Genomic DNA, 24,647 nt, shown 5'->3' with positions numbered 1-24,647 from the left:
CCCTGTTATATTCGTCATGCGGCGCTGACGAAGTTGCCGCGCGGCGCCCTTCCGCCAGGCTCAGTGGTTGTGACGCGGCGGCGTATTCGCGATCTGGCGGAACGTGTCCGCGTCCTTGATGGTCGCGCCGTCGGCCAGTTGCGTCACCGTCCGGCGGTAGAGCATCTGCCATGGCGTGGCGTCGGCGGGAACGGCCGGTATGCCATCGTTTTTCCGGCGCGCAATTTCCGTGTCATCGACCAGCATGTCGCACTGGCCGGCGTTGAAATCGATGCGGATGGTATCGCCGGTCCGGACATAGGCCAAACCGCCGCCGGCAGCGCTTTCCGGCGAGGCATTGAGGATTGACGGGCTGTCGGCGGTTCCTGATTGGCGGCCATCGCCGATTGTCGGAAGGCTCATGATCCCACGCTTCAGCAGGTGGTCCGGTGGCTGCATGTTGACGACCTCGGCCGATCCGGGCCAGCCGAGCGGCCCGGCACCCCGGATCACCAGGATTGTGCGCTCGTCGATGGCAAGCGACGGATCGTTGATCCGCTTGTGATAGTCCTCGGATCCATCGAACACGACTGCCTTGCCTTCGAACACGCCTTCATGCCCGGGGTCGCTCAGGTAGCGGCGGCGAAAATCCTCCGATACGACGCTCATCTTCATGATGGCGAAGTCGAACAGGTTGCCCTTGAGCACAAGGAAGCCTGCGCGTTCGCGCATCGGCTCCGCATAGGGCCTGATCACCTCGCGGTCATCGGCTTCCCGCCCTTCCAGATTTTCGGCCATCGTTTTGCCGGTAACCGTCGGACAGTCGCCATCCAGTTTTCCAGCCTGAAGCAGTTCCCACATGATCGCGGGCACGCCACCGGCGCGGTGGAACCGCTCGCCCAGATAGGCGCCTGCCGGCTGGACATTGGCGAGCAGGGGGATATCGAAGCCGTGAACCTGCCAGTCGTCGGGGCGCAGATCGACGCCGGCATGCTTGGCCATCGCCATCAGATGCGGCTGGGCGTTGGTCGATCCGCCGATGGCGGAGTTGACCTTGATGGCGTTGAGGAAGGCGGCGCGGGTCAGGATATCGGATGGGCGAATGTCCTGCAGCACGAGTTCGACGGCGCGCCGGCCGGTTCGGTAAGCCATCTGGCCGCGTTCGCGATAGGCGGCCGGAATGGCGGCGCCGCCGGTCAGCGACATGCCGAGCGCCTCGGCCATGGCGTTCATGGTGGAGGCCGTGCCCATCGTGTTGCAGTGACCGATGGACGGGGCCGAACTCAGCGCCGCTTCCAGGAATTGCTCGCGGTCGATCTCGCCGGCGGCATATTTGCGGCGCGAGCGCCAGATCACCGTGCCGGAGCCGACCAGATCGCCGTCATGGTAGCCGTCGAGCATTGGGCCGCCGGAGAACACGATCGCCGGAATATCAACGGTCGAGGCTGCCATCAGCGCGGATGGTGTGGTCTTGTCGCAGCCGGTCGTCAGGACGACGCCGTCGAGCGGATAGCCGTAGAGGATTTCGACCAGACCGAGATAGGCGAGGTTGCGATCGAGGGCGGCGGTGGGGCGCTTGCAGTTTTCGAACAGCGGATGGGTCGGAAATTCGATGGCAATGCCCCCGGCATCGCGAATGCCGTCGCGCAGGCGTTTCGCGAGTTCGAGGTGGTGGCGGTTGCACGGGTTCAGATCACTGCCCGATTGGGCGATCCCGATGATCGGCTTGCCGCTGCGCAATTCCTCCGGCGTCGTGCCGTAATTCATGAACCGCTCGAGATAGAGCGCGGTCAGGTCGAGATGGTCGGGATTGTCGAACCAGTCCTGCGAGCGCAGCCGGCGTTTTTCGTTCTGGTCTTCACTCACCGGACCTTCTCCCCATGGTGGCCGTTGATCTTTTCGAGATGCAGCAACAGGCCACTATGGTCGGTTTCGCCATGGCCGTCGGCAACGAAATCACTGAATTCGTTCCGTATCACCGATGTCAGCGGCAGGTCGAGTGCGAACAGTTCCGCCATCGCGGCGACGGCGTCGAGATCCTTGAGCTGCAGCCGCGACAGCCCGCCGGGCTGGAACGCGCGATCCACCATCCGCTTGCCGTGAAGCTCCAGAATGCGGCTTTCGGCAAATCCGCCCCGGATCGCATCGCGGAATTTGCCGCGATCGGCACCACCGGCTTCCACCAGCATCATCGCCTCGGCAACGGCCCCGATCGTGATGGCGACGATCTGCTGGTTGGCGAGCTTGCAGATCTGGCCTGCGCCGGACGGGCCGACATGGGTGACTCGGCCGAGGATGGAGAATATGTCGGCGGCACTGTCGATGATTGTGCTATCGCCGCCCGCCATGATCGCAAGCGTGCCTGCTTCAGCGCCAACGACGCCGCCGGAAACAGGTGCATCGATATGATGCACCTGCCGCTTGGCCAGCATTTCAGCATGCTGACGCGCGATCGGGGGCGCGATTGACGATGTGTCGATGACAACGGCGCCGACTTTCAGCACGTCCGCCACGCCCTGATCAATCAGGACGCTGCTGACAGCATTGCCGTCACTCAGCATGGTGAAGACGACATCGGCATCGCGCGCCGCGTCGGCTGCCGTGGCCGCGATGGTTACTCTTTCCTCCGCCAGAGCATCCGTCTTGGAGCGATCACGGTTCCAGGCCGTGACGGCATAGCCGGCTTTCAGCAGGCGGCGTGCCATCGGCGCGCCCATCAGGCCGGTCCCGAGAAAGGCGATGCGCTCCCCTTTTTGCCCCGCTCCGGTGGTCATCACAAACGGCCTCCAAGCTCATCCTCGATATGGACCTTGATGATGTCATCGAAGGACTTTTCGGCGGTGAAGCCGAGCGAGGTTGCGCGCTTTGCCTCAAATCCCGGTGCCCAGCCGGCGCACATGCGCATGATCATTTCGTCGGGCTCTCGGCGGATCAGCGCCACCGCCTTTTCGCCGGCGACGCGGCGAAGCGCCTCGATCTGCTCGCCGACCGTCGCGCTAAGCCCCGGCATCGAGAGGTTACGCCGGGGGCCGACCTTCTCGACGTCGATCGTCGCGCCATGGGTAAGAAAACCGACGGCGGACCTGGGCGATGCATGCCAGTGGCGTACGTCGTCCGGAACGGGCAGGACGGCTTCCTGCCCGACAAGCGGCTCGCGCAGGATGTTCGAGAAGAAGCCGGAGGCCGCCTTGTTTGGTTTTCCGGGACGAATGCAAATCGTCGGAAGGCGAATACCGATGCCGTCGAAAAAGCCGCGCCGCGAATAGTCTGACAGCAGCAGTTCGCAGATCGCCTTCTGCGTTCCATAGCTGGTCAATGGCGTGCTGTGAAACTCGTCCGGAATGGGGTAGGGCAGCGGGGCGCCGAAGACGGCGATGGAGGAAGTAAAGACCACGCGCGGCTTGTAGCCATCTTCGCCATGGGCGATGCGGATGGCGTCGAACAGATAACGCGTGCCGTCGAGGTTGATGCGATAACCCTTGTCGAAATCGAGTTCGGCTTCTCCCGAAACGATGGCCGCGAGGTGAAAGATCACGTCTGGGCGCCTTGCGATGAGCCGCGTTGCTTCGCCCGGTGCGGAAAGGTCCACGGTTTCCAGCACCACCCTGCCGCCAAAACCGTCCGGCGCGTCGGGCGCCACCACATCAACGAGCGTCATGGCCTCGATCGGGTGACCGCCCAGACTTCCGTCCCTGGCCAGTCTCTGCGTCAGCTTGCGTCCGACCATGCCTGCGGCGCCAATTATCAGAATATGCACGTGATCCTCCTCCCGGTTTTCTGCGCACCGCTCTGAAGCGAAAGAGTCGGCATTGCAACAAAACTATTGTAAGGTTGTCTGATAACCTTATATCATCTTTTTGAAAACAGAATATTTGATCCGGCGCCACCGGGTCATGCCCAAAAGGCGAGAGCGATCGTGAACGGAGAAGTTGACGCGGTGATGGGGTCTAGCCGGCAAGCGGCCTGCGTCGATGCGTTGGTTCGGGCGCTCGGCGCCGACATGGTCCTGTGCGGCGCGGCAACCGAAAAATACTGCCGGGATTGGCATGGCGACGTGACGTCGGGAGCGGTTGCTGTCCTGCGTCCGCGCACGACGGAAGAAGTATCCGCGGCCGTCAAGGCTTGTACCGCGATCGGCCTGTCCATTGTTCCGCAGGGTGGCAATACGGGTCTGGTGCTGGGCGCGATACCCGATAGACCGGACGATCAGGTCGTGATCAGCCTGGAGCGAATGACCGGTATCCGGCGTATCGACGCTGGCGATTTTTCCGCCGTTGTAGAGGCCGGCTGCATACTTTCGGAATTCAAGGATGCGGTCGCGGGCGAAGGCATGTTCTTCCCACTGGCGCTCGGCGCGCAGGGCTCCTGCCGTATTGGCGGCAATGTGTCGACCAATGCCGGCGGCATCAACGTTCTGCGCTATGGGATGACGCGTGAACTGGTGCTCGGCCTCGAAGTGGTGCTGCCGGATGGTTCGATCTTCGATGGATTGTCGACGCTCCGCAAGGATAATCGCGGCATTGATTTGAAGCAGATGTTCATCGGCGCCGAGGGTTCGCTCGGCATCATCACCGCCGTTGCGGTGAAGCTGACACCGGAGCCGGATCAGGTCGCCACGGCGCTTCTGGGGCTCAATTCGCTCGACGACGCCATCGCGCTTTTCCGCCGGGCTCGGCGTGATTGCTGCGACCTGATGTCTGCCTTCGAGTTCATGCCGCCGCTTGCCTTCGTTCTGGCCCGCGAGGCGCTTCCTGACCTCGCTATGCCGATCTCCGGCGATTACCCCGCCTATGTGCTTTTGGAAATATCCGGGTCAGGGCTGGTCGATATCGACGACCTGATGGAGCGGTTTCTCGGTGCCGTGATGGAGGAGGGATTGGTCCCGGACGGTGTGATCGCAAGCTCAAAGGCGCAGGCGCGCAACCTCTGGCTTTTCCGAGAAGGCATGAACGAGGGGCAAGCGAAGCGTGGACCGCATCTGCGCACCGATGTCTCCGTTCCGCTGTCGCGCCTTGCCGATTTCGTTCGCGACGCGGAAGAGGCCGTAGTTCATGCCGTGCCGGACGGTGTCTGCGTCTCCTACGGCCATGTCGGCGATGGCAATGTTCATCTGAACGTGCTGCCACCCGCTGGCCTGCCGCGTGAGGAGATCGATGCGCGCATCTATACGGCGAAACAGGCGATCAATACGGTCGTCGATGCCTATCATGGATCGATCAGCGCGGAGCACGGTATTGGCCGTTTGAAAAAGGCCGACTATGAGACACGTATCCCGCCGATCCGGCGCGAATTGCTGACGGCATTGAAACACGCCGTCGACCCGCGGGGTGTGATGAATCCGGGTTGCCAACTGGATTTTGAGCGGCGTTCATAGGCGGTAATGGATTGGGGCGAAACGGCATGTCGATGGATTTTGGACAGATCAGGCGCAACGAGCATCTCCCGGCGCGGATTGCCGCCCAGATTGCGCGCGAGATCACCGAGGGGCGTATTCCGCCGGGGGGCAAGCTGCCCACCGAACACTTCCTGGCCAGCAGTTTCGGCGTTAGCCGCTCGGTGGTGCGCGAGGCGATTGCCCAGTTGCGCAACGAGGGGCTGGTCGAGACCCGGCAGGGTGTCGGAGCCTTCGCAACCGAGATCAAGGCGCGCCAATCCATCCGGATCGAGCAGGACGATCTCCACGACCGCGCGATCTTCCGGGATCTTTTCCAGTTGCGGATGCCGCTGGAAATCGAAGCCGCCGGACTCGCTGCGATCCATCATGCCGAGAGCGATCTCGCCAAGCTCGATGAAGCCCTGGCGGCGATGATGGGAACGGACAAATGGACGGACCAGGGAATTGTCGCTGACCTCATCTTCCATCGCGTCATCGCGTCGGCGACTGGCAACGAATATTTCGCCCTGTTCGTCGGGTTCATCGCCGAGCGCATCAGCCTTGCCATCAACGCAGCCCGGGCGACGGCGGTGCTGGAGGAAATCGTTGAGGTGACGATTGCCGAACATGTGGCGATCCGCGATGCCATCGCCAGCCGGGATCCGCACCGCGCACGCGCCGCGATGAGGCAGCATCTGCTCGGCGCCGCCAATCGACTTGATCTTGTCATGGAAGCCAGCTGAAAAAACTTCCGGCAGGTGATGCTTGCCGTTTGTGAGCCGAACGCCATCTTCCCGAAGATGTCATTTATCCCGGGAGTGGATTTTCGGCGCTGGACAGCATAAGCAACTACGACTAAAAGGTAGCGCTACCATTGTCAGACAGCCTGACAATCTGGCAAGATGGCAGGAGGGCCGACTTGCTGCAGACGTGAGGGAGGTATTGCTTGGATTCCACCAATTCGCTTCGTGCTACGGACATTCTGCCGGAAGATTTAGCCGGCGCGCTGCTTGTCGGCCGCGTCTGGTCGAAGTCTGCCGATGGTCCGTGCCCGGTTCTCGTCCGGGGTGATCGGGTCCTCGACCTGTCGTCAATTTCCGCGACTGTTTCCTCGTTGCTCGAACGCGGCGACCTCGCCGGCAAGCTGAAATCGGCGCATGACCTTCCCGACCTCGGGTCGGTCGATGATTTCCTGTCGGGACAGGCCGGTACATTGCTGGCACCGATCGACCTGCAGGCGATCAAGGCCGCCGGCGTCACTTTTGCCGACAGCATGCTGGAGCGGGTGATCGAAGAACAGGCCAAGGGCGATGCAAGCCGCGCCCTCGATATCCGCAAGCGTCTGGCGCCGGTTCTGGGAGACAGCCTTCGTGGCGTGGTTGCCGGGTCTGAGCAGGCGGCAAGCGTGAAGGCGCTTCTGCAGGACATGAATCTCTGGTCGCAATATCTTGAGGTCGGCATCGGCCCGGATGCCGAAATCTTCACCAAGTCACAGCCGATGTCGGCGGTCGGTTGCGGTTCGAAGGTCGGCATTCATCCGATCTCGGAATGGAACAATCCGGAGCCGGAAGTGGTGCTGGTCCTGCGCTCCTCCGGGGAAATTATCGGTGCCACGCTCGGAAACGACGTCAACCTTCGGGATGTCGAGGGACGTTCTGCTCTGCTGCTGGGCAAGGCAAAGGACAACAACGCATCCTGCGCCATCGGCCCGTTCATCCGCCTTTTCGACGGCACGTTTACGCTTGAAAAGTTGGGCAAGGTGCGTGTTGTATTGTCCGTCGAGGGACAGGACGGTTTCCGGATGACGGGCGAGAGCCCGATGGAGGCAATCAGCCGCCAACCCGCCGATCTCGCCCGGCAATTGCTCAATCGCAATCATCAATATCCGGATGGTGCCGTCCTTTTCCTCGGAACGATGTTTGCCCCCGTCAAGGACCGGCGCGGTGCGGGCCGGGGATTTACGCATGAAATCGGCGACCGGGTGGAAATCGCGACGCCACTGCTCGGCCGTCTGGTAAACTGGGTCGATCGCAGTGACGCCTGCCCCGAATGGACCTTCGGCGTTGGTGCGCTGATGAAAAACCTGGCCAAGCGCGGCCTGATGTAACGCAAACTGGGAGGGACGCGTGCAAAAGGTAATCGACTATTTTTACAAGACTCTTGAAGTCCTGCTGATCCTCCTTCTCTCGGGAATGGCGATCATGGTCTTCGTGAATGTCATCATGCGCTACGCCATGAATTCCGGCCTGACGGTGTCGGACGAACTCGCACGGTACTTTTTCATCTGGCTGACTTTCATTGGCGCCGTCGTCGCATTTCGGGAGCACGGTCACCTGGGCGTGGAGACGCTCGTTGCGCTGCTGGGGCGCAAGGGGCGTATCGTTTGCATGATCCTCAGCAATCTGGTGATCATCGCCTGTTCTGCCATCTTTTTCTGGGGCACCTGGATACAGTTGCCGATCAACTGGAGCATGAAGGCTCCGGTCACCGGCCTGTCCATGGGCTTCGTCTACGGCAGTGGTTTCTTTACCGGGTTCTGTTGCGTGATCATCGCGCTTGAGCGCCTTTTCCGCCTCGTCACTGGCCGGGTGACGCAGGAGGAGCTTGAAGCTTTCGCGGGCGAAAACCTCACGATCGAACAGATGGCGGAGCGGACCTGATGACACTTTTCGTTTTCGTCGGCTCGCTGATTGGCGCCATGGCAATAGGCGTGCCTGTCGCGTTTTCCCTGATGTTCTGCGGCGTCATTCTCATGTGGTACATGGGAATGTTCAACACGCAGATCATCGCGCAGAACATGATTGCCGGTGCCGATACGTTCACCTTGCTTGCCATTCCCTTCTTCATTCTGGCCGGGGAACTGATGAATGCCGGCGGTCTGTCACGGCGCATCATCGATTTTGCTATCGCGTGCGTTGGGCATATTCGCGGTGGCCTCGGGATTGTCGCGATCGTGGCTGCGCTGATCATGGCCAGCATCTCCGGTTCTGCAGCAGCCGATACGGCCGCACTCGCCGCCATCCTCATCCCCATGATGGCCAAGGCTGGTTATAACGTTCCCCGCTCTGCCGGTCTCATCGCAGCCGGCGGCATCATCGCACCGGTTATCCCGCCGTCCATGGCGTTCATTGTCTTCGGTGTGGCCGCCAACGTTTCGATCACGCAGCTCTTCATGGCCGGCATCGTTCCCGGCCTGATGATGGGCCTCGCGCTGGTCGTCACATGGCTGATCGTTGTGCGCAAGGACAAGGTGGAGGCGTTGCCGCGCGCGTCGATGGCGGAACGTCTTCGTGTGACCACTCGCGCACTTTGGGCGCTGGGCATGCCCGTCATCATCCTCGGCGGCATCAAGGCCGGTGTGGTGACACCAACGGAAGCGGCCGTTGTCGCTGCGGCCTATGCCTTGTTCGTTGGCATGGTCATCTATCGCGAACTGACGCCAAGGGAGCTTCCGCGCGTCATCCTGCAGGCCGCCAAGACCACATCCATCATCATGTTCCTGGTTTGCGCAGCGCTCGTTTCGGCCTGGTTGATTACCGCTGCCAACATCCCGGCGGAAATTACCGGCCTCATTGAACCGTTGATCGACCGCCCGACCCTGCTGATGTTCGTCATCATGATCCTGGTGCTGATCGTCGGCACTGCCCTGGATCTGACGCCGACAATCCTGATCCTGACGCCCGTCCTGATGCCGATCATCAAGCAGGCAGGCATCGACCCGGTCTACTTCGGCGTCCTGTTCATCATGAACAACTGCATCGGCCTTCTCACTCCACCGGTTGGCGTCGTTCTCAACGTCGTCAGCGGCGTCGGACGCGTTCCGCTGGGCAAAGTGACGGTGGGTGTCTGGCCGTTCCTGTTGGCCCAAACGCTCGTGCTTCTGCTCCTGGTCCTGTTTCCGGACCTGGTCATCGTACCGGCTCGCTGGCTGCACTGAGGCCAGAAAGTCCATTTCTCGTTCAACATCCATGGGAGGATATCATGAGAAAACTGCTACTTGCCACGACTGCGATCGCATTCACCCTGTCCGCCTCCGTGCCGGCATTCGCCGAGTTCACCGAGCGCAACATCCGCGTCTCCAACGGCATCAATGCCGATCACCCCGTCGGCAACGGCATTGCGGCGATGCAGAAATGCCTTGATGAAAAGTCGGGCGGAAAGCTGAAGCTGACGGCATTCTGGGGTGGCGCTCTCGGTGGCGACCTGCAGGCAACACAGGCACTCCGTTCCGGCGTTCAGGAGGCCGTCGTGACCTCGTCCTCGCCGCTCGTCGGCATCGAGCCGGCCCTCGGCGTGTTCGATCTACCGTTCCTCTTCGCCACCTCGGAGGAAGCCTACAAGGTCCTGGACGGCAAGTTCGGCGAGATGATGAACGAGAAGCTGGCAGCCGTCGGCCTTGTCAATCTCGCATACTGGGAGAACGGCTTCCGTAACCTTTCCAACTCAGTTCGTCCGGTGAACAAGTGGGAAGACCTGGAAGGCATGAAGGTTCGTGTCATGCAGAATAATGTCTTCCTCGACACCTTCCAGAACCTTGGCGCCAACGCAACGCCCATGGCGTTCGGTGAAGTCTTTTCGGCTCTGGAAACCAAGACGATCGACGCCCAGGAGAACCCCTATGTGACCATCGACACGTCGAAGTTCTTCGAAGTGCAGAAATACGTCACCCAGACCAACCATGCCTACACGCCGTTCCTGTTCCTTTTCTCCAAGGCGATCTTCGATACCTATGCGCCGGAGGAGCAGACAGCGCTGAGGGAATGCGCCGTGGTCGGCCGTGACGTCGAGCGCCAGGTGATCGGCGACCTCAACAAGAAGTCGCTTGAGAAGATCAAGGCTGCCGGCCTCGAGGTAAATGTGCTTTCGCCGGAAGAACAGGCCCGCATCCGCGAGAAGTCCATGGTCGTCTATGAGAAGCACAAGGCCGAGATCGGCGCCGATGTCGTCGATGGCATCCTGGCCGAGCTTGCCGCGATCCGGAAGTAACCACGGCATACGCTGCCTTTCGGCGGCCTAACGATCAGAAGAGCCCGCTGTGTCGCCAGCGGGCTCTTTGCGTTGACGAGATCGCCTCACGGCACGTCGAGGGGCGTGTCCGGTTGGTGCTTCTTCAATTGTTGCTCGCGGAAGAAGATGAACAGCCCCGAGCCGATGATCAGCGCCGCGCCGAACATCATGGTCAAGCGCGGAACATCGCCGAAGAACATCCAGCCGAAGACGATCGCCCACAACAGCAGCGTATATTGCAGCGGCGCGACCGTCGCGGCATCGGAGATTTTTAGCGCCCGGTTGACGAGCATGTGCGCCCCCATCGCCACCGCGCCCAGCAGGCACAGCAAACCGAACTCCGGAACAGACGTCAGCGGTTTCCAGTCCGATGGTGCGAAGATCAGACCGGCAAGCCCGGCGCCGGCGAGCTGGAACAGAACCAGCGTCTTGTCGGGTGTCGCCCGCAGCTTTCGGCCTGAGAGCAACATGAAGGCAAAGGCGAAAGTGCCGACGATCGAGATGATGGCCGGCATGGTGAACATGGCCTTCGACGGTTCCAATGTAATGATCACGCCGATGAACCCGACAAAGATCGCTGTCCATCGGCGCCAGCCAACCTTCTCGCCTAGCAGAAGCGGCGAGGCAGCCGCGACGTAGATCGGCGCGGCCAGCCAATAGGTCATCACATCGGCCAGCGGCAGGTACATGACAGCGTAGTAGAAGCAGAACACTTCCATCGTTGAGAACAGCACGCGGGCCGCCTGCATCAGCGGCCGTTCGGCTTCGATGATCGGCTTCCATCCTGCCCGCCAGAGAAACGGCGCCAGGATGAAGAGCGCCGCCAGACTGCGAATGAGGATAACCTGTCCGAGGCCGTAGCTGGCCACCAGCCATTTGCCCATCGCGTCGTTCAACGCAAACATCAGCATGCCCAGCAACATCAGGCCCGGTCCGGCAATCGAACCGAGGCGCATGCCAGTCACGGCGGTCTCATTGTTGGTGGACATGAATATCCCCTGCGACCATCAGATCGACGAACTGTCGGAAACCCGGCGGCTGACGGTGAACGCGCGCGCAAGGTCGGGATTGAGTTCCATTCCGAGCCCTGCGCCCGGCGGCACGGTGATCATCCCGTTGCGGACCTCCGGAAGGGCGGTGACCAGGTCGCGGTACCATGTGTTATAGAAGGCACGCACGCTTTCCTGAACCAAGGCATTCGGTGCATTCAGCGAAAGATGGGTCGATGCGCAGAGCACGACCGGTCCGGTGCAGTCATGAGGAGCGACCGGAAGGTGCCAGGCCTCGGCCATGGCGGCGATCTTGCGCGCTTCCGACAGGCCGCCGCACCAGCTGATGTCGAGCATCACCACGCCCGCCGCTCCCGTTTCCAGATAGTCGCGGAAGGCCCAGCGCGACCCGAGCGTCTCCGACGCGGAAATCGGTGCCGGCGACACCTCCGCGTAGCGCTTGAGACTGGCGAGGCTGTCCATCTTGATCGGGTCTTCGTGCCAGAATGTCTTGTAGGGTGCGAGCGCCTTGGCGATCTGTATGGCGGGCAGTAATTGCCACATCGAATGGAATTCCACCATGATATCCATGCGATCACCGACGGCGGAGCGGATTTTCTCGAACGGTTCGAGCGCCTGTTTCAGGTCCGGCATCGATATGTACAGTCCGCGCGATTTTTCAGCGGCCGCGTCGAACGGCCAGATTTTCATCGCCGTAATGCCTTCTTCGAGCAGCGAGTGGGCGAGTTCATCGGCGCGGTACAGAAAGCCGTTCAGGTCGTCATAGCCCTTTCCGTCGGACAGGCCGTAATTGGCAGTCGTCTGCCCGGTCGCCTTCTTGATGTATTCGGTGCCGGCACAGGTGTTGTAGGTCCGGATTTCCCTGCGGGTGAAGCCGCCGAGCAATTGCGCGATCGGCAGGTTGGTTGCCTTTCCGAAAAGGTCCCAAAGCGCGATGTCGAAGGCGGAATTGCCGCGCACCTCGGCGCCGGATGATCGGAAACCGAGATAGCCGACGAGGTCGGCGGCAAGCCTGTCGATCTCCAGCGGGTCGCGGCCGATCACGCGCGGCGCGATATATTCGTGGATATAGGCTTCGACCGTTTCAGCGCCGAAGAAAGTTTCTCCCAGCCCCGTTAGCCCTTCGTCTGTATGCACCAGGATCCACAACAGATTGGCGCGCTCGGCAACGCGCACCGTTTCGAGACGGGTAATCTTCATCTTTTCCTCCCTGGCCGGAATCAATGCGACTGCAATGGATCCGGCCCACACGTATTGCCATCAGATCCCCGATATATAAACCACCGGCAGTGGTTTTGGTGGAGGAGACTGATCATTTGTCGGCTATGCGCGGGCAATCTTTTAATCTGGCACGATGCCACGATTGACGTGAGGACCGAAACTGACTGAATGTCATGTTCTCAGTTCTGCATCACCGTATGCGCAGCGACCTGCTCCTCGAAGAGTTCGAGAAGGGGCACTGGAAATCGGGACGGGCGCACTTCGGTCGTCCCGATTACTGTGAATGAAGCAATTAATTCGAAATTATTCCTGCAATTGATGGCCGCATCTTTTCCGATGAAGATACCTCTCGTCACCGATCCGTTGCGTGCCGGCGTTACGGTCCCGCGGATCGCGGAAGCGGACTATACAATGCTTTTCACCCGCAGCATCGGCTGCCGCCAATGCCAAAACAACCGAAGGAGAACCGGTAATGAGTTACGTAACGACAGAGGACGGCGTTGATATCTTCTACAAGGACTGGGGTCCGAAGGACGCGCAACCGATCATGTTCCACCACGGCTGGCCGCTGTCTGCCGACGACTGGGACGCCCAGATGCTGTTCTTCCTGTCCAAGGGTTTCCGGGTTATTGCCCATGATCGCCGTGGTCACGGCCGGTCGTCCCAGGTTTGGGACGGCCATGACATGGATCACTATGCAAGCGACGCCTTTGCCGTTGTCGAGGCTCTGGACCTGAAGAATGCCGTCCATATCGGCCACTCTACAGGCGGCGGCGAAGTCGCGCGTTACGTCGCCAAGCATGGCGAACCGTCGGGTCGGACCGCCAAGGCCGTCCTGGTCTCGGCCGTCCCGCCGCTGATGCTCAAGACGGGCTCCAATCCCGAAGGACTTCCCCTCGAAGTCTTCGACGGCTTCCGTGCTGCGCTTGCTGCCAATCGCGCGCAGTTTTTCCGCGACGTTCCGGCCGGCCCCTTCTACGGCTTCAACCGTGATGGTGCGAATGTTCAGGAAGGTATCATCCAGAACTGGTGGCGGCAGGGCATGATGGGCAGCGCAAAGGCCCATTACGACGGGATCAAGGCTTTCTCAGAGACCGACCAGACCGAAGACCTCAAGGCGATCAGCGTTCCCACCCTCGTTCTGCATGGTGACGACGACCAGATCGTGCCCATTGCAGATTCCGCGCTGAAATCGGTCAAGCTGTTGAAAAACGGTAGCCTGAAAGTCTATCCGGCCTTCTCGCACGGCATGCTGACCATCAATGCCGATGTCCTGAACGCCGATCTCCTGGCTTTCATCAAGGGCTGATCAGCCAAGTCCAAGCGCGGCACATCGCTGCCGCGCCTCTTCGAAGGGGCCGGGCGGGCTCGCTTACGCCGCCCCGAGAAGTTTCCGCAGTTCCGGTTTCCTGCGGATCAGGTCGGCAATCGTATACTTGTCGAAAACAGCCGCGAAGGCGGTCGAGGCCTCCGCAAGAACCGGCTGTACGCCGCAGGCGGGCGCGATCGGGCAACCGCCGCATTCGATGAGTTCATCGAGCCCCTCGGTGTGGCGAAGCACCGCGCCGAGGTTGATCTCTTCCGCCGGCCGGGCAAGCCGGATCCCGCCGTTTCGTCCCCGAACCGATTCGATGAAGCCGGCACCGGAAAGGTCGTTGACGACCTTCTTGAGATGATCCTGCGAAATATCGAAATCGTCGGCAATCTGCCGGATCGAGCCGAGTTGCCCCTCGGTTAGGCCGAGATGCATCAGCACCCGGATGCCGTAGTCGGTATATTTTGTCAGCCTCATGCAGCCCTGCGTCAAAACGCCCGATTAAAAAGATGCATTTTAGTAGCACCTTTTAGCGAAACGGAATAGGTGTATCTAAAATACCTGTTTTGGAGAGATCGATGACCCATCAGTTCGGCGAGGCGGATATATCCCGGATACTCGACCGGTTTTACCAGCGGGTGAGGGCGGATGAGCAGCTAGGCCCGGTTTTCGCCGTTGTGGAGGATTGGGACGACCATCTGACGCGACTGGCCGAATTCTGGTCGTCGCTGATGTTTACGTCGGGTCGTTACAAGGGCAACCCGCTGGCCATGCATCTCATCCATGCCGACAGGATCCGGCCTGCCATGTTCATCCGCTGGCTGGAGCTTTGGCGCCAGACCACCGTTGAACTCGCGCCGCCGGACATCGCCGGTGACATGCAGGATCGGGCAAAAAGGATCGCGGACCGGTTTTCCCTGATGATCTGCAACTTTGAGAACCTGCCGGAGGAAGCCAAAGCGCCACCGGTGTCGCCAGTGCCGTATCGGATTTCGTCGCTCTTCGACGAGGTCACGCTGCCGAGGGCCTTGCTGGGCTCGCACGCGCTGAAGGCTGGGACCTGGGCGATCGTGCGCATTGAGGAAGGGCAGGTGCGCTACCGCCAGGATGGCATGCCAGACGTCAAACTCCTGGAGCCCGGCATCCCCGGCCTCGTGCCGCCCGAAATCCCCCACAGCCTCGAACTCGCCGGCCGCGTGAAACTCCGCATCGAGTTCTACGACCGTCGCCCGACCGCCCAGCATTGATCAAGAAAGGTGAACACCATGCCCCGTCAACTCTCCGCAGAAAGCATTGCGATCGTCAAGCAGAGCGTGCCCGCGCTGGAAGCCCATGGAAGCGACATTACCAAGGCCATGTATGCCCGCCTCTTCCGCGACGAGCATATCAGGAACCTCTTTAATCACGCCAACCAGGGCGAGGGCGGTTCGCAGGTCCATGCGCTGGCCGCCGCGATCCTTGGTTATGCCCGGAACATCGAAAATCTGGGTGCCCTGACGCCTGTCGTCGAGCGCATTGCCCACAAGCATATTGGCTATCACATCCTGCCGGAACACTATCCTTATGTGGCCGAAGCGCTTCTCGCGGCGATCGGTGATGTCCTCGGCGACGCTGCCACGCCTGCCTTGCTGGATGCCTGGGGCGAGGCTTACTGGTTTCTCGCCGACATCCTGAAGGGACGCGAAAACGATCTTCGCCGCGATATCGAAAGCCAAGGCGGAGGATGGACGGGATGGCGGCGCTTCACGATTGCCGAGAAGATCAGGGAAAGCGATGTCGTCACGTCCTTCGTTCTCAAGCCGTCCGATGGCGGCCGCGTCATCCGTCATCGGCCGGGTCGGTATCTGACTTTCCGTCTGACGCTCGCGGATGGCAGCCTGGTCAAACGAAACTATTCGATTTCCTGCGGGCCGAACGATGAATTCTATCGTATTTCGGTCAAGCGCGAGGCCGAAGGGCAGGGCGGCTCCCGCTACCTGCATGACGATGTCGATGTCGGCTCGGTGATCGAGGCGACACCGCCGGCGGGCGACTTCTTCCTGCCGGATGAGCCGGGCGCTCCGGTCGTGCTCGTATCCGGCGGTGTCGGCCTGACCCCGATGGTCAGCATGCTCGAAGCGATCGCGGGTGAATATCCCGATCTGGAAGCCCATTTCATTCACGGAGCCTTGAATAGTTCCACCCATGCGATGGACAAGCATGTCAGAAGCCTTGCTTCAACGCGCGACCGGGTCACGGTTCGGACGTTCTACAGCGATCCGGCGGCCAACGATGCGGCGGGCCTCTCGCACGACTATGACGGCTTCATCACCGTCGATTGGCTGAGATCGCAGACACCTTTCGAGACCTCGCATTTCTATCTGTGTGGACCGAAGCCGTTCCTGCGGGCGCTGGTTCCGGCGCTTTCGAAAGCCGGCGTCTCGCCTGATCGCGTCCATTTCGAGTTCTTCGGACCCGCCGACGAACTGTTAGTCGCCTGACTCTCCACGGGAAGATCAGAACCGAGAAAACGGCGATGGCCCGGAAATAACTTCCGGGCCATCGTGCACCATGCCTGTCAGAAGAGCGCGGCGGTCTTCTGGAGAGTGACCCAGACACCCCAGAGGATCGGAATACCGACGACTGCCCAGGCCGCCAGAGCTTTGCCGTCCAATCCGCCGCGACCGATGCCGAATGAGCCTGTGGGGCCGGCATCCATGGTCTTCGACTTCGCCTGCAGGGCCGCAACCTCCTCGGGCTTCATGAACCACTTCTCTGAGAGCGGCCGGACGAAGGCGTTGGCGATCAACCCGAATGCCAGCATGCCGGCCAGGATATACATCGTGAAGTCATACACCTGTTCGCGCGGGATGCCGGCGGAGATCTGGAACTCCCGGATATAGTTGACCACGACCGGGCCGATGATGCCGGCCGTCGCCCAGGCCGTCAGCAGTCGTCCATGGATGGCGCCGACAAACTGGGTCCCGAAAATGTCGGCGAGATAAGCGGGGATGGTCGCGAAGCCACCGCCGTACATCGACAGGATGATGCCGAAGATCAGGACGAACAGCACCTGGCTACCCATATGGGCGGCGGTGGGCGCGAGCGCATAGAGGACGATGCCGAGGATGAAGAACGTGTAATAGGTGTTCTTTCGGCCAATCTTGTCCGACAGCGATGCCCAGAAGAAGCGTCCGCCGATATTGAACAGCGACAGCAGCCCGGCAAAGCCGGCCGCAATCGCCGCGATCGCGGTCTTCTGAGTGTCGTCGAGTTGCATGAAGGTGAGTTCGGGGTGGCCGATGAGACGGCCGCCGAAGATTTCCTGCAGCATCGGCGAAGCCATGCCGATGACGCCGATGCCGGCCGAGACATTAAGGCAGAGCACGGCCCATATGAGCCAGAACTGTTTGGTTTTGTGGGCGTCTCTCAAATGGACGTGGTGGGCCGTGATCATTGCCTTGCCGGTGGAGGCGGGCGGTGTCCAGCCATCCGGACGCCAGCCGGCCGGCGGAATGCGGTAGCCGAACGCGCCGCCCATCATGAAGACGAAATAGATCACCGCCATGACGAGGAATGTCTGCCAGACGCCGACGGAGTCGGGCGTCTTGAAATAGTTCATCAGCATGTCGGCGAGCGGCGCGCCGATCATGGCGCCACCGCCGAAGCCCATGATAGCCATGCCGGTCGCCATGCCGCGCCGGTCGGGAAACCATTTGATCAGCGTCGAGACCGGCGAGATATAACCAAGCCCGAGGCCGACACCGCCGATGACGCCGGCGCCGAGCCACATCAGCCACAATTGATGGGTCTTTACGCCGATCGCCGCTACGGCAATGCCGCCGCACCAGCAGAGGGCGGAGACGAAGCCGGCCTTGCGTGGCCCGGCGCGCTCGAGCCAGCCGCCCCAGAGGGCGGCGGATGAGCCGAGAAGAACGAAGAAGAGCGTGTAGATCCAGCCGAGATCCGCGACGCGCCAGTCGCAGGTGGTCGTAAACAGCGCGGTCAGCAGATTGAGATCGGCGCAGGCGACCGGCTGCGTGATACCGATGGACTTGGACAACGGCAGCCAGAAGACGCTGAAGCCATAGGCCATGCCGATACAGAGATGGATGGCGAGCGCTGCGGGCGGCACCAGCCAGCGATTGAAGCCGGGTTGCGCGATGATGCGCTCCCGATCGAGAATCCCGCCGGGATAGACGCCCGGTAACGTATCGGTCGATGCAGTCATGAATGCTCCTCCAGGTGTATCGGTCACTGTCTTTGCCGGAGGAAGGCGTGTGGTTGGTCGCGGCTCCTCCGCCGCGATGTTGTTTCAACCGATCGTGTGGCCACCGGCTGCCTACGCTTCCCCCGTTGTTGAGGGTGCAATCGGCGTGCCAGCTAGAACATTGTTTGATTTCAGTATGTTGGGGATTGCCTGCACGTGCCGAAGGACATTTTGTCCGTTCGGTTCGGACAAAATGTCCGGTCAGGCAGCCTCGGGAAGCCAGATGGTGAAGGTGGCGCCGGCGCCCGGGCTGCTCCGCACGCCCATTGTCCCGCCCTGCCGGCGGATCAGGGTCTGGCTGATCGAAAGCCCGAGCCCGGTACCTTGCTCGCGTTTCGTCGTGAAGAAGGGATCGAAAATCCGGGCCACGAGATCAGGCGCCATGCCGACGCCGGTATCGCTGACAACGATTTGCACGCCGGGCCGCCCCTCAGAGGTGTGATCCCGGGTCATCAGCGAGAGCGTGCCGCCCGACGGCATTGCATGAATGGCATTGACGATCAGATTGACGATGACCTGCTGCAGTTCGGTGCGGTTCATCAGCACCAGCAGGGACGCGGTATCCTCACGCCGCACCCCGATCGCTGCCCTGGCGAGCAGATGCTGGACCAGCGGCAGGCAGTCGGCAACCACCGCACCCGGCGAATGGCGATCGAGAATGCCGGCAAATTCCTCCGGCCGGGCGAATTGCAGGAGCTTGGTGACGATCTGGCTGATCCGGTGAATCTGTTCGTCGAGCAGCCGGAATTCGGTCTCTGCTAAGTCGGCCCGATCACCGACGACCGAGCGGATCACTTCGAGATTGCCTTGCATGACAGCGATCGGATTGTTGATCTCATGGGCGACGCCGGCGGTGATTTCGCCGATGGCCGCGAGCTTTTCCGACATGATCAGTTGCTTGGTGGTCGCTTCGAGCTTGCGATTAGCCAGTTGCAGTTCATGCGTCCGTTCATCCACACGCGCATTGAGTTCCTCGTTCCACAGCCGCAATTCCCTGTCGCGCTGCTGTAACTGGTCGAGCAGGTGATCGAGATGCACCGCGACACGGCCGATTTCGTCATGGCTGTCGACCGGGCCTGTTCGGGCGCCGAGATCGCCTGTCTCGACCTTGGCGATCGTGACGTTCACCCGCTCCAGGGGTTTGAAAATGGCGCGCGCCCAGCGCAGGAAGATCGGCACGCTGGCTGCGGCGATTGCCAGGAACGCGAGCGCGATGCTGATGATGGTCTGGTATTTCGCCGTGGTGAAAGGCTTTTCGAGAAAGCCGACATAGAGCATGCCCACCCGCTTGTCATGGCTGTCGACGATCGGCTCGTAGGCCGAGATGTACCAGTCATTGACCACGAAGGCGCTATCCAGCCATGTCTTGCCGTCGTCGAGAACGGTCGAGCGGACCGAGGCGGAGACACGCGTGCCGAGGGCGCGCCGTCCCTCGAATAGACGGACATTGGTGCTGATACGGACGTCATCCAGGAAGAGGGTCGCGGTCCCTTGGCTGCCTTCGGGCAGGCTGGCCTCGCGATAGACAAGGTCGTTGATGGTGTCGATGAAGAGAAGGTTCTGATTGAGCAGGGTGCCGCCGACCAGGATGGCACTGCTGCCATCGGCGAGCAGGATCGGGTTCGCGCTTTGCACGACCATTCCACGCGTCTCTTCCGTCCGGTCTGTCGGAACGGCATTCGGAGTCGGCACCAGAGCGACGCGTGCCCGCTCAGCCAGCGCCGGATGAAGCTTCATGAGATCCGCCGGCTCGAAAATGTCGATTGCGGTCCTTGCCTGTCCCCCGATTGCTGCACGCGCGATCGGCCAGTCCGTTCGCAGCTGTGGCGCCGTCTGATCCGAACTCGACGCCACCAGGGTTCCGTCCGGCCTGATGATATACAGGAAGTCGAGTTCCAGCCGCGCGCGGTTCTCGCCCAGCAATCGTTTCATCGCCGGCTGACCCAGCGTTGCCGCGTCGCGAAATTGCGTGGAGTTAGCGAGAGCCGTCACGTGCTCGCCGGTGTTTTCGAGAATGCGGGCGAGATATTCATGGGCGATCGTGAGGTCGCCATTCACCTTGGAGATCAGCGCAGCATCGAATTTTGCATCCCAGCGATAGATGGTGATCCCGAGCAGCAGGGGGAGGATGACCAGCATCGGCAAAAGTGCGATGGCCAGCAGCCGGTAGCGCACGGAACGGGCGGGACGTGTGACGACCGGAGCAGCGCTATCAGCCATCCCAGCTCGCCAGCTTGCGATCGATGGTCTTGCGGGAAATTCCGAGCAGCCTTGCCGCCTCGTCGCGCTGACCGGCGCAATCGGACAGCACGGCGAGAATATGCCGTCGCTCGACATCCTCGAGGGTCATGTCGCCGGAGGTCGCGAAGCGATCAATCGATGGACCGAAATTGTCCTGGAAGCGGCCAAGGATCAGCGTCCGTTCGATCAGGTTTCGTAATTCGCGGACATTGCCGGGCCAGTCATAAGCCGCGAGCGCCCGGCGCGTCTGCTGATCGATGGGGACCGGCGGCATGCCGAGCTGTTGCGCCAGTTTTGCCATGAAGAGTTCCGCGAGTTCGAGCGCATCCCCCGCGCGATCCTTGAGGGGTGGCATGTGGATCTGCATCACGTTGATGCGGAAGAACAGATCCGCGCGGAAGCGGCCTGCCTGGACCTCCTTTTCCAGCTCGGCATTGGTGGCGAAAACGAAGCGCAGATCGACCGGAACTTCCCGCTCGGAGCCGACGGGGCGCACGCGCCGATCCTCCAGCACGCGAAGCAGCTTCGTCTGCGTGGCGGCCGGCAGTTCACCGATCTCATCGAGGAAAAGCGTACCACCTTGGGCATGCAGGAATAGCCCCTCCCGATCCCGCGCCGCGCCGGTAAACGCGCCTTTCAGATGACCGAACAGTTCACTCTCGATCATGTCGGACGGAATGGCCGCGCAATTGACCGGCACGAACGGCTTGGACGCGCGATCGGACAGCGTATGCAGCGAACGCGCCGCAACCTCCTTGCCGGTGCCGGATTGTCCGGTCAGCAGGACCGATGTCGGCAGTGGGGCGACCCTGGCGATGGCATCCCGCACGCGGGCGATCGCAGCCGACTGGCCGATCAGCCGGTCGCGAAGAAGGATGTGATCGGAAGTGGCCTTCAGTTCATAGCGGAGGACATAGTTTTCGCGCTGCAGCCGCAGGCGGTCCAGGCAGCGCGCGACGGCGTTCAGAATCTGGTTGGACCGAAACGGCTTCAGGACGAAATCGACCACGCCTGCGCGCAGAGCCTGGATCGCCGTATCGAGATCGGCATAGGCGGTCATCAGGATGGCATCGGCAAAGAAGCCGATGGCACGCTGTTCCGCCAGCCATTCCACGCCGTTCTTCTTCGGCATGATGTTGTCGAGAATGACGACGTCGTAGTGATGCTGGTCAAGCTTGCGGGATGCATCCTCAGTATCGACGGCTTCCTCGATATGCTTGCAGCGCGGGCCGAGTGTGCGCATGAGAAAGTTGCGCATGCCGGGCTCGTCATCGACGATCAGGATGGAGGCCTGGGCAAGCCACGGTCCGAATTCCGGGTCGGCGGCTGCGTGGCTTGTGCTACGCGCGGTCTCCATTGGCTCGTGTCTCCTTCTCCCGCGCCTAGAATGCGGAAAGCGGGCAGGATGACAAGTGACAATTCCGGAAGACGAGGAATCCTGTCATTTCGCTGAAATTCGCTTGTGGATTCAGCAGTGAAGATGGCGTGTGTTACTCCTCGATCAGGCCGTCGAATACCTCTAGCATGGCATCAGCGATGGCCTGTCCGAGATCGGTGGCGCTCTGCGCGAGTGCCTTCTCGTCCATATCCCGTGCGGCGATCGCGAAGGCGGCACCCTGTGTCGTGACGATTTCCTGGGCACGCTGGATTGCCCAGAGTGCAAAGTCACTGCGACTTCCGATTTCGGTGGTTTCCATCTTTGTTTCCCTGATTTTGCGGACGGTAGCCATATATCGACTACGAGCGGATGAGTCAGCCTTTGGACCTGACATTCCAAAGCCGTGTTCGACATTATTGCTCTGGTCGATATGCGCATGATTCAACAATAGGCGCGGGACCTGTGCAGGTTGTGCATGGGTGGTTTGAGCTATTGGCGCTGTTGCTGCCGAGGGGACGGGCGTATGTTGTCTTCATCAAACGACGCCGGGGCCAAACAAAGCTGCTGACGCCAAAACGAACCTCAGGAAAGGGGATCATCATGAACGTAGCACGCACCCTGAACAATTGGCGCAAGTATCGTCAGACCGTTAACGAGCTTGGCCGCATGACCAACCGTGAACTGAACGACCTCGGCATCAACCGCGCCGACATCCAGTCGGTTGCCCGCGCTGCCGTCGCTTTCTGATCCAGATCAGAGTTGAAATTCCAGAAACGCCTGCTTCATCGAAGCGGGCGTTTTGCGTTTCCGGATGGTGATTCCGGCGTCTCGATTCAAGCGATTGAGATGTGCGTCTGGCGCATAGCTGCACTGCAACATAATGCCTCGAAATTAGCCAGGAATCGTTTAGTATTATTTTTAACGAAGCGATGCACCTCCTCCCGCAGAGCTTCGTGTCAGCAAGCGGTCCACTCCTCCTCCCAGGACTGTTTGCAGGAACAGCGGCACTCCTCCTCCCAGTCGCTGTTCGGTTCTTATCGGAAAGCCTGCCGCACCTCCTCCCGCGGCAGGCTTTTTGGCTTTTGGGAACCTGCGGCGTCAGTGACACACCGTGAACATCGATCGCGGTGGAGTGTTGAGCTAGCGTTACCGCCTCAAATATGTCATCCGTCCGCATCGTCCGCCAAAAGGGGAGTTCGGGGTGGGTCAACAATTCTATCTCGCCGTCGGTTCTCTCAACAGGCAAGCGCCCTATTTTCAGGGTGCGCGCGGCGAGGGGCTGACGATTTACTCCTTTGACGAAGCGAGGCTGGAATGGAAAAGGATCGCCTCGACCAAAAGCGTGGACAATCCGACTTTCCTTGCTGTCGATGCGGCAGGTGGCGTGATCTACGCCAATTCCGAAGTATTCGGCTGGCATGAAGGCACGCTGAGTGCCTTTCGTTTCGATGCGAGAGAGGGATCGCTCACCTATCTCAACAAGCAGCCAACGCTCGGCAGCATCACTGCTTACAACATGGTAACCAGAGACCGGCGCTTCGTGCTGGCCGCAAATTACGCGATGGGAACGGGTGGCCCGGACAAATCGGTCGCAGTATTCCCAATCCTTGAAAATGGTGGTTTGGCGCCGGCGTCCGGTTCGCTGCGGCTTGAAGGGAAGTTGGGGCCGAAGGCTGATCGTCAGGAGCGTCCGCATGCGCATATGGTCACCGAGGTGCCGGAGGGCGGCAGCGTGCTGATTGCCGATCTCGGCCTCGATTTGATCGCACAGTTTAGACTGGCCGGTAACGGCACATTGTCTCCCGTCGCGTCGGTGCATGTGCCTGCAGGCAGCGGGCCGCGTCACATCGCCCAGCACTTCAACGGTCGCTTTCTCTATGTTTCGAACGAGCTCACCTCGACAGTATCCTTCATTCGCCGTTCGCCTGGCGATTTGACTGTCGAACAGACCATCTCCACCATTTGGCCGCGTACCACGTCCCATGCCGCCGATATCCATTTGTCGCCGGACGGGCGTTTTCTCTATTGCTCGAACCGCGGCGATGACAGCATTGTCTCCTTTGCGGTCGATCCAGTAACGGGCACGCTGACCCTTCTGGACATTGTTCCATCCGGCGGAAAGACGCCGCGCAATTTCACGCTGACCCCGAGCGGTAAACATCTGCTGGTTGCCAATCAGAACGGCGACAGCATCGTCATCTTCACGCGGGACGAAGAAACGGGGGCTTTGACGGATAGCGGCAAACGCATCGAGATCGGCACGCCCGTCTGCGTGAGGCCCTTCATCCTGTGACGGACGAAAGGCAGACAGGCGTCACTCTGCCGAGAATTTCACCGTGACGCCGCGTTGGCGAAAGTACGCCTGCATCAGTTTGCGGCCGGAGCGGTTGTTCTGCACGAGTTTGGCCGGATCGAAGACAGCTTCCTTCTCGCCGGCGCGTGCCAAGGCCGCCTTGAGCGTCGCGATATGAGCGTCGATGTCGGCATTGTCAGCCTGAAGCGATTCATAAACGCGGTTGATGGCGTCTGCTACGGTCGGTTCGCTCACTGTCATGCTCCTGTTGTTGTCTCGCCGGCGCTTGCCGGATTCTTCGGCGTGACCCTATCGTGATGAAAAAGGCTTGCGTCAATGGGTAACCATGGATTGGGGCGTGGCTTTCAAGGATGTGTCAACAGCGAAGAGCTGTGGGAACGGATGTGCTGCGCTGAAACCTCGCGACAATATTAGGGGAATTGTATAAGCCTTGAATGGCTGCCCTGCCTCCAGATTTTTATAGGGTATTGGCTGCGCAGCCCGCCGGATACGTTTAGACTGGTCTTTCAAAAATGGAGATTGTGATGGGTATCGACGTGCTCCCGCAACTCGACGGTCG

At 60.8% G+C, this 24,647-nt stretch carries 22 protein-coding genes; 11 read left to right on the top strand and 11 right to left on the bottom strand.

Annotated features, from left to right (window positions below; genetic code table 11):
* Positions 1-60: 60 nt before the first annotated feature.
* The 3 genes from ASG68_RS11610 to denD are packed head-to-tail and all read right to left on the bottom strand — an operon-like array spanning position 61 to position 3,736.
* Positions 61-1,845, bottom strand: a complete 1,785-nt coding sequence (locus ASG68_RS11610; RefSeq protein WP_062578240.1) for an IlvD/Edd family dehydratase — start codon at positions 1,843-1,845, stop codon at positions 61-63.
* A complete protein-coding gene (locus ASG68_RS11605) occupies positions 1,842-2,753 on the bottom strand; it encodes an NAD(P)-dependent oxidoreductase (protein ID WP_062578238.1) in 912 nt (303 codons plus the stop codon). The genes ASG68_RS11610 and ASG68_RS11605 overlap by 4 nt, the downstream gene beginning before the upstream one ends.
* Positions 2,753-3,736, bottom strand: coding sequence for a D-erythronate dehydrogenase (denD, locus tag ASG68_RS11600; protein ID WP_062578236.1), 984 nt, complete (start codon positions 3,734-3,736; stop codon positions 2,753-2,755). The genes ASG68_RS11605 and denD overlap by 1 nt, the downstream gene beginning before the upstream one ends.
* Before the next feature lie 183 nt (positions 3,737-3,919).
* Here denD and ASG68_RS11595 point away from each other — a divergent pair, with 183 nt between their 5' ends.
* From ASG68_RS11595 to ASG68_RS11570, 6 genes are all read left to right on the top strand, one after another.
* A complete protein-coding gene (locus tag ASG68_RS11595; protein WP_082478583.1) occupies positions 3,920-5,353 on the top strand; it encodes an FAD-binding oxidoreductase in 1,434 nt (477 codons plus the stop codon).
* Positions 5,354-5,379: 26 nt separating this feature from the next.
* Complete coding sequence (locus ASG68_RS11590; protein WP_062578234.1) at positions 5,380-6,096, top strand: FadR/GntR family transcriptional regulator; 717 nt, start codon at positions 5,380-5,382, stop codon at positions 6,094-6,096.
* Positions 6,097-6,299: 203 nt separating this feature from the next.
* Positions 6,300-7,460, top strand: a complete 1,161-nt coding sequence (locus ASG68_RS11585; protein WP_062578232.1) for a fumarylacetoacetate hydrolase family protein — start codon at positions 6,300-6,302, stop codon at positions 7,458-7,460.
* A 19-nt stretch (positions 7,461-7,479) separates the two neighbouring features.
* Positions 7,480-8,013, top strand: a complete 534-nt coding sequence (locus ASG68_RS11580; protein ID WP_062578230.1) for a TRAP transporter small permease — start codon at positions 7,480-7,482, stop codon at positions 8,011-8,013.
* Positions 8,013-9,290: a TRAP transporter large permease gene (locus ASG68_RS11575; RefSeq protein WP_062578228.1), complete on the top strand. Its 1,278-nt coding sequence runs from the start codon at positions 8,013-8,015 to the stop codon at positions 9,288-9,290. Before ASG68_RS11580 ends, ASG68_RS11575 begins: the two co-directional genes overlap by 1 nt.
* A 44-nt stretch (positions 9,291-9,334) precedes the next feature.
* The gene (locus tag ASG68_RS11570) at positions 9,335-10,339 is read left to right on the top strand and encodes a TRAP transporter substrate-binding protein (protein ID WP_062578226.1); all 1,005 of its coding nucleotides are present in this window, start codon (positions 9,335-9,337) and stop codon (positions 10,337-10,339) included.
* An 86-nt stretch (positions 10,340-10,425) separates the two neighbouring features.
* Here the strand turns inward: ASG68_RS11570 and ASG68_RS11565 are convergent, their stop codons facing one another.
* Positions 10,426-11,349, bottom strand: a complete 924-nt coding sequence (locus tag ASG68_RS11565; protein ID WP_062578223.1) for a DMT family transporter — start codon at positions 11,347-11,349, stop codon at positions 10,426-10,428.
* A gap of 18 nt (positions 11,350-11,367) precedes the next feature.
* A complete protein-coding gene (locus ASG68_RS11560; RefSeq protein WP_062578222.1) occupies positions 11,368-12,570 on the bottom strand; it encodes a mandelate racemase/muconate lactonizing enzyme family protein in 1,203 nt (400 codons plus the stop codon).
* A 493-nt stretch (positions 12,571-13,063) separates the two neighbouring features.
* Between ASG68_RS11560 and ASG68_RS11555 the strand changes: the two genes are divergently transcribed.
* Positions 13,064-13,900, top strand: coding sequence for an alpha/beta fold hydrolase (locus tag ASG68_RS11555; RefSeq protein WP_062603987.1), 837 nt, complete (start codon positions 13,064-13,066; stop codon positions 13,898-13,900).
* A gap of 63 nt (positions 13,901-13,963) precedes the next feature.
* Here ASG68_RS11555 and ASG68_RS11550 read toward each other — a convergent pair whose 3' ends face one another.
* On the bottom strand, positions 13,964-14,383 hold the full coding sequence (locus ASG68_RS11550) for an Rrf2 family transcriptional regulator (protein ID WP_062578218.1): 420 nt from the start codon (positions 14,381-14,383) through the stop codon (positions 13,964-13,966).
* 101 nt (positions 14,384-14,484) lie between these two features.
* Here ASG68_RS11550 and ASG68_RS30560 point away from each other — a divergent pair, with 101 nt between their 5' ends.
* Complete coding sequence (locus ASG68_RS30560) at positions 14,485-15,153, top strand: DUF1971 domain-containing protein (protein WP_082478581.1); 669 nt, start codon at positions 14,485-14,487, stop codon at positions 15,151-15,153.
* 18 nt (positions 15,154-15,171) lie between these two features.
* Positions 15,172-16,386: an NO-inducible flavohemoprotein gene (hmpA, locus tag ASG68_RS11540; protein WP_062578216.1), complete on the top strand. Its 1,215-nt coding sequence runs from the start codon at positions 15,172-15,174 to the stop codon at positions 16,384-16,386.
* A 77-nt stretch (positions 16,387-16,463) separates the two neighbouring features.
* On the opposite strand, the gene ASG68_RS11535 is transcribed toward hmpA, so the two are convergent.
* From ASG68_RS11535 to ASG68_RS11520, 4 genes are all read right to left on the bottom strand, one after another.
* Positions 16,464-18,116, bottom strand: coding sequence for an OFA family MFS transporter (locus ASG68_RS11535; protein WP_062578214.1), 1,653 nt, complete (start codon positions 18,114-18,116; stop codon positions 16,464-16,466).
* A gap of 240 nt (positions 18,117-18,356) precedes the next feature.
* Positions 18,357-20,375 (bottom strand): cache domain-containing protein, encoded by a 2,019-nt coding sequence (locus tag ASG68_RS11530; protein WP_062578211.1) that lies wholly within the window; start codon positions 20,373-20,375, stop codon positions 18,357-18,359.
* A complete protein-coding gene (locus tag ASG68_RS11525; protein ID WP_062578209.1) occupies positions 20,368-21,753 on the bottom strand; it encodes a sigma-54-dependent transcriptional regulator in 1,386 nt (461 codons plus the stop codon). Before ASG68_RS11525 ends, ASG68_RS11530 begins: the two co-directional genes overlap by 8 nt.
* 133 nt (positions 21,754-21,886) lie before the next feature.
* The gene (locus ASG68_RS11520; RefSeq protein WP_062578207.1) at positions 21,887-22,093 is read right to left on the bottom strand and encodes a hypothetical protein; all 207 of its coding nucleotides are present in this window, start codon (positions 22,091-22,093) and stop codon (positions 21,887-21,889) included.
* A gap of 281 nt (positions 22,094-22,374) precedes the next feature.
* Between ASG68_RS11520 and ASG68_RS30555 the strand changes: the two genes are divergently transcribed.
* Positions 22,375-22,521 carry a DUF1127 domain-containing protein gene (locus ASG68_RS30555; protein WP_082478580.1) on the top strand — a complete coding sequence of 49 codons (147 nt, stop codon included), beginning with the start codon at positions 22,375-22,377 and terminating at the stop codon, positions 22,519-22,521.
* A 454-nt stretch (positions 22,522-22,975) separates the two neighbouring features.
* Positions 22,976-24,067 (top strand): lactonase family protein, encoded by a 1,092-nt coding sequence (locus tag ASG68_RS11515; RefSeq protein ID WP_062578205.1) that lies wholly within the window; start codon positions 22,976-22,978, stop codon positions 24,065-24,067.
* 21 nt (positions 24,068-24,088) lie between these two features.
* On the opposite strand, the gene ASG68_RS11510 is transcribed toward ASG68_RS11515, so the two are convergent.
* On the bottom strand, positions 24,089-24,322 hold the full coding sequence (locus tag ASG68_RS11510) for a hypothetical protein (protein ID WP_062578334.1): 234 nt from the start codon (positions 24,320-24,322) through the stop codon (positions 24,089-24,091).
* Positions 24,323-24,647 lie beyond the last annotated feature (325 nt).

The organism is Rhizobium sp. Leaf453 (assembly GCF_001425605.1).
In the GTDB taxonomy this organism is placed as follows: domain Bacteria; phylum Pseudomonadota; class Alphaproteobacteria; order Rhizobiales; family Rhizobiaceae; genus Pararhizobium.
Note: the sequence above shows the minus strand (reverse complement) of the source record. Positions and strands in the feature narration are given on the sequence as shown.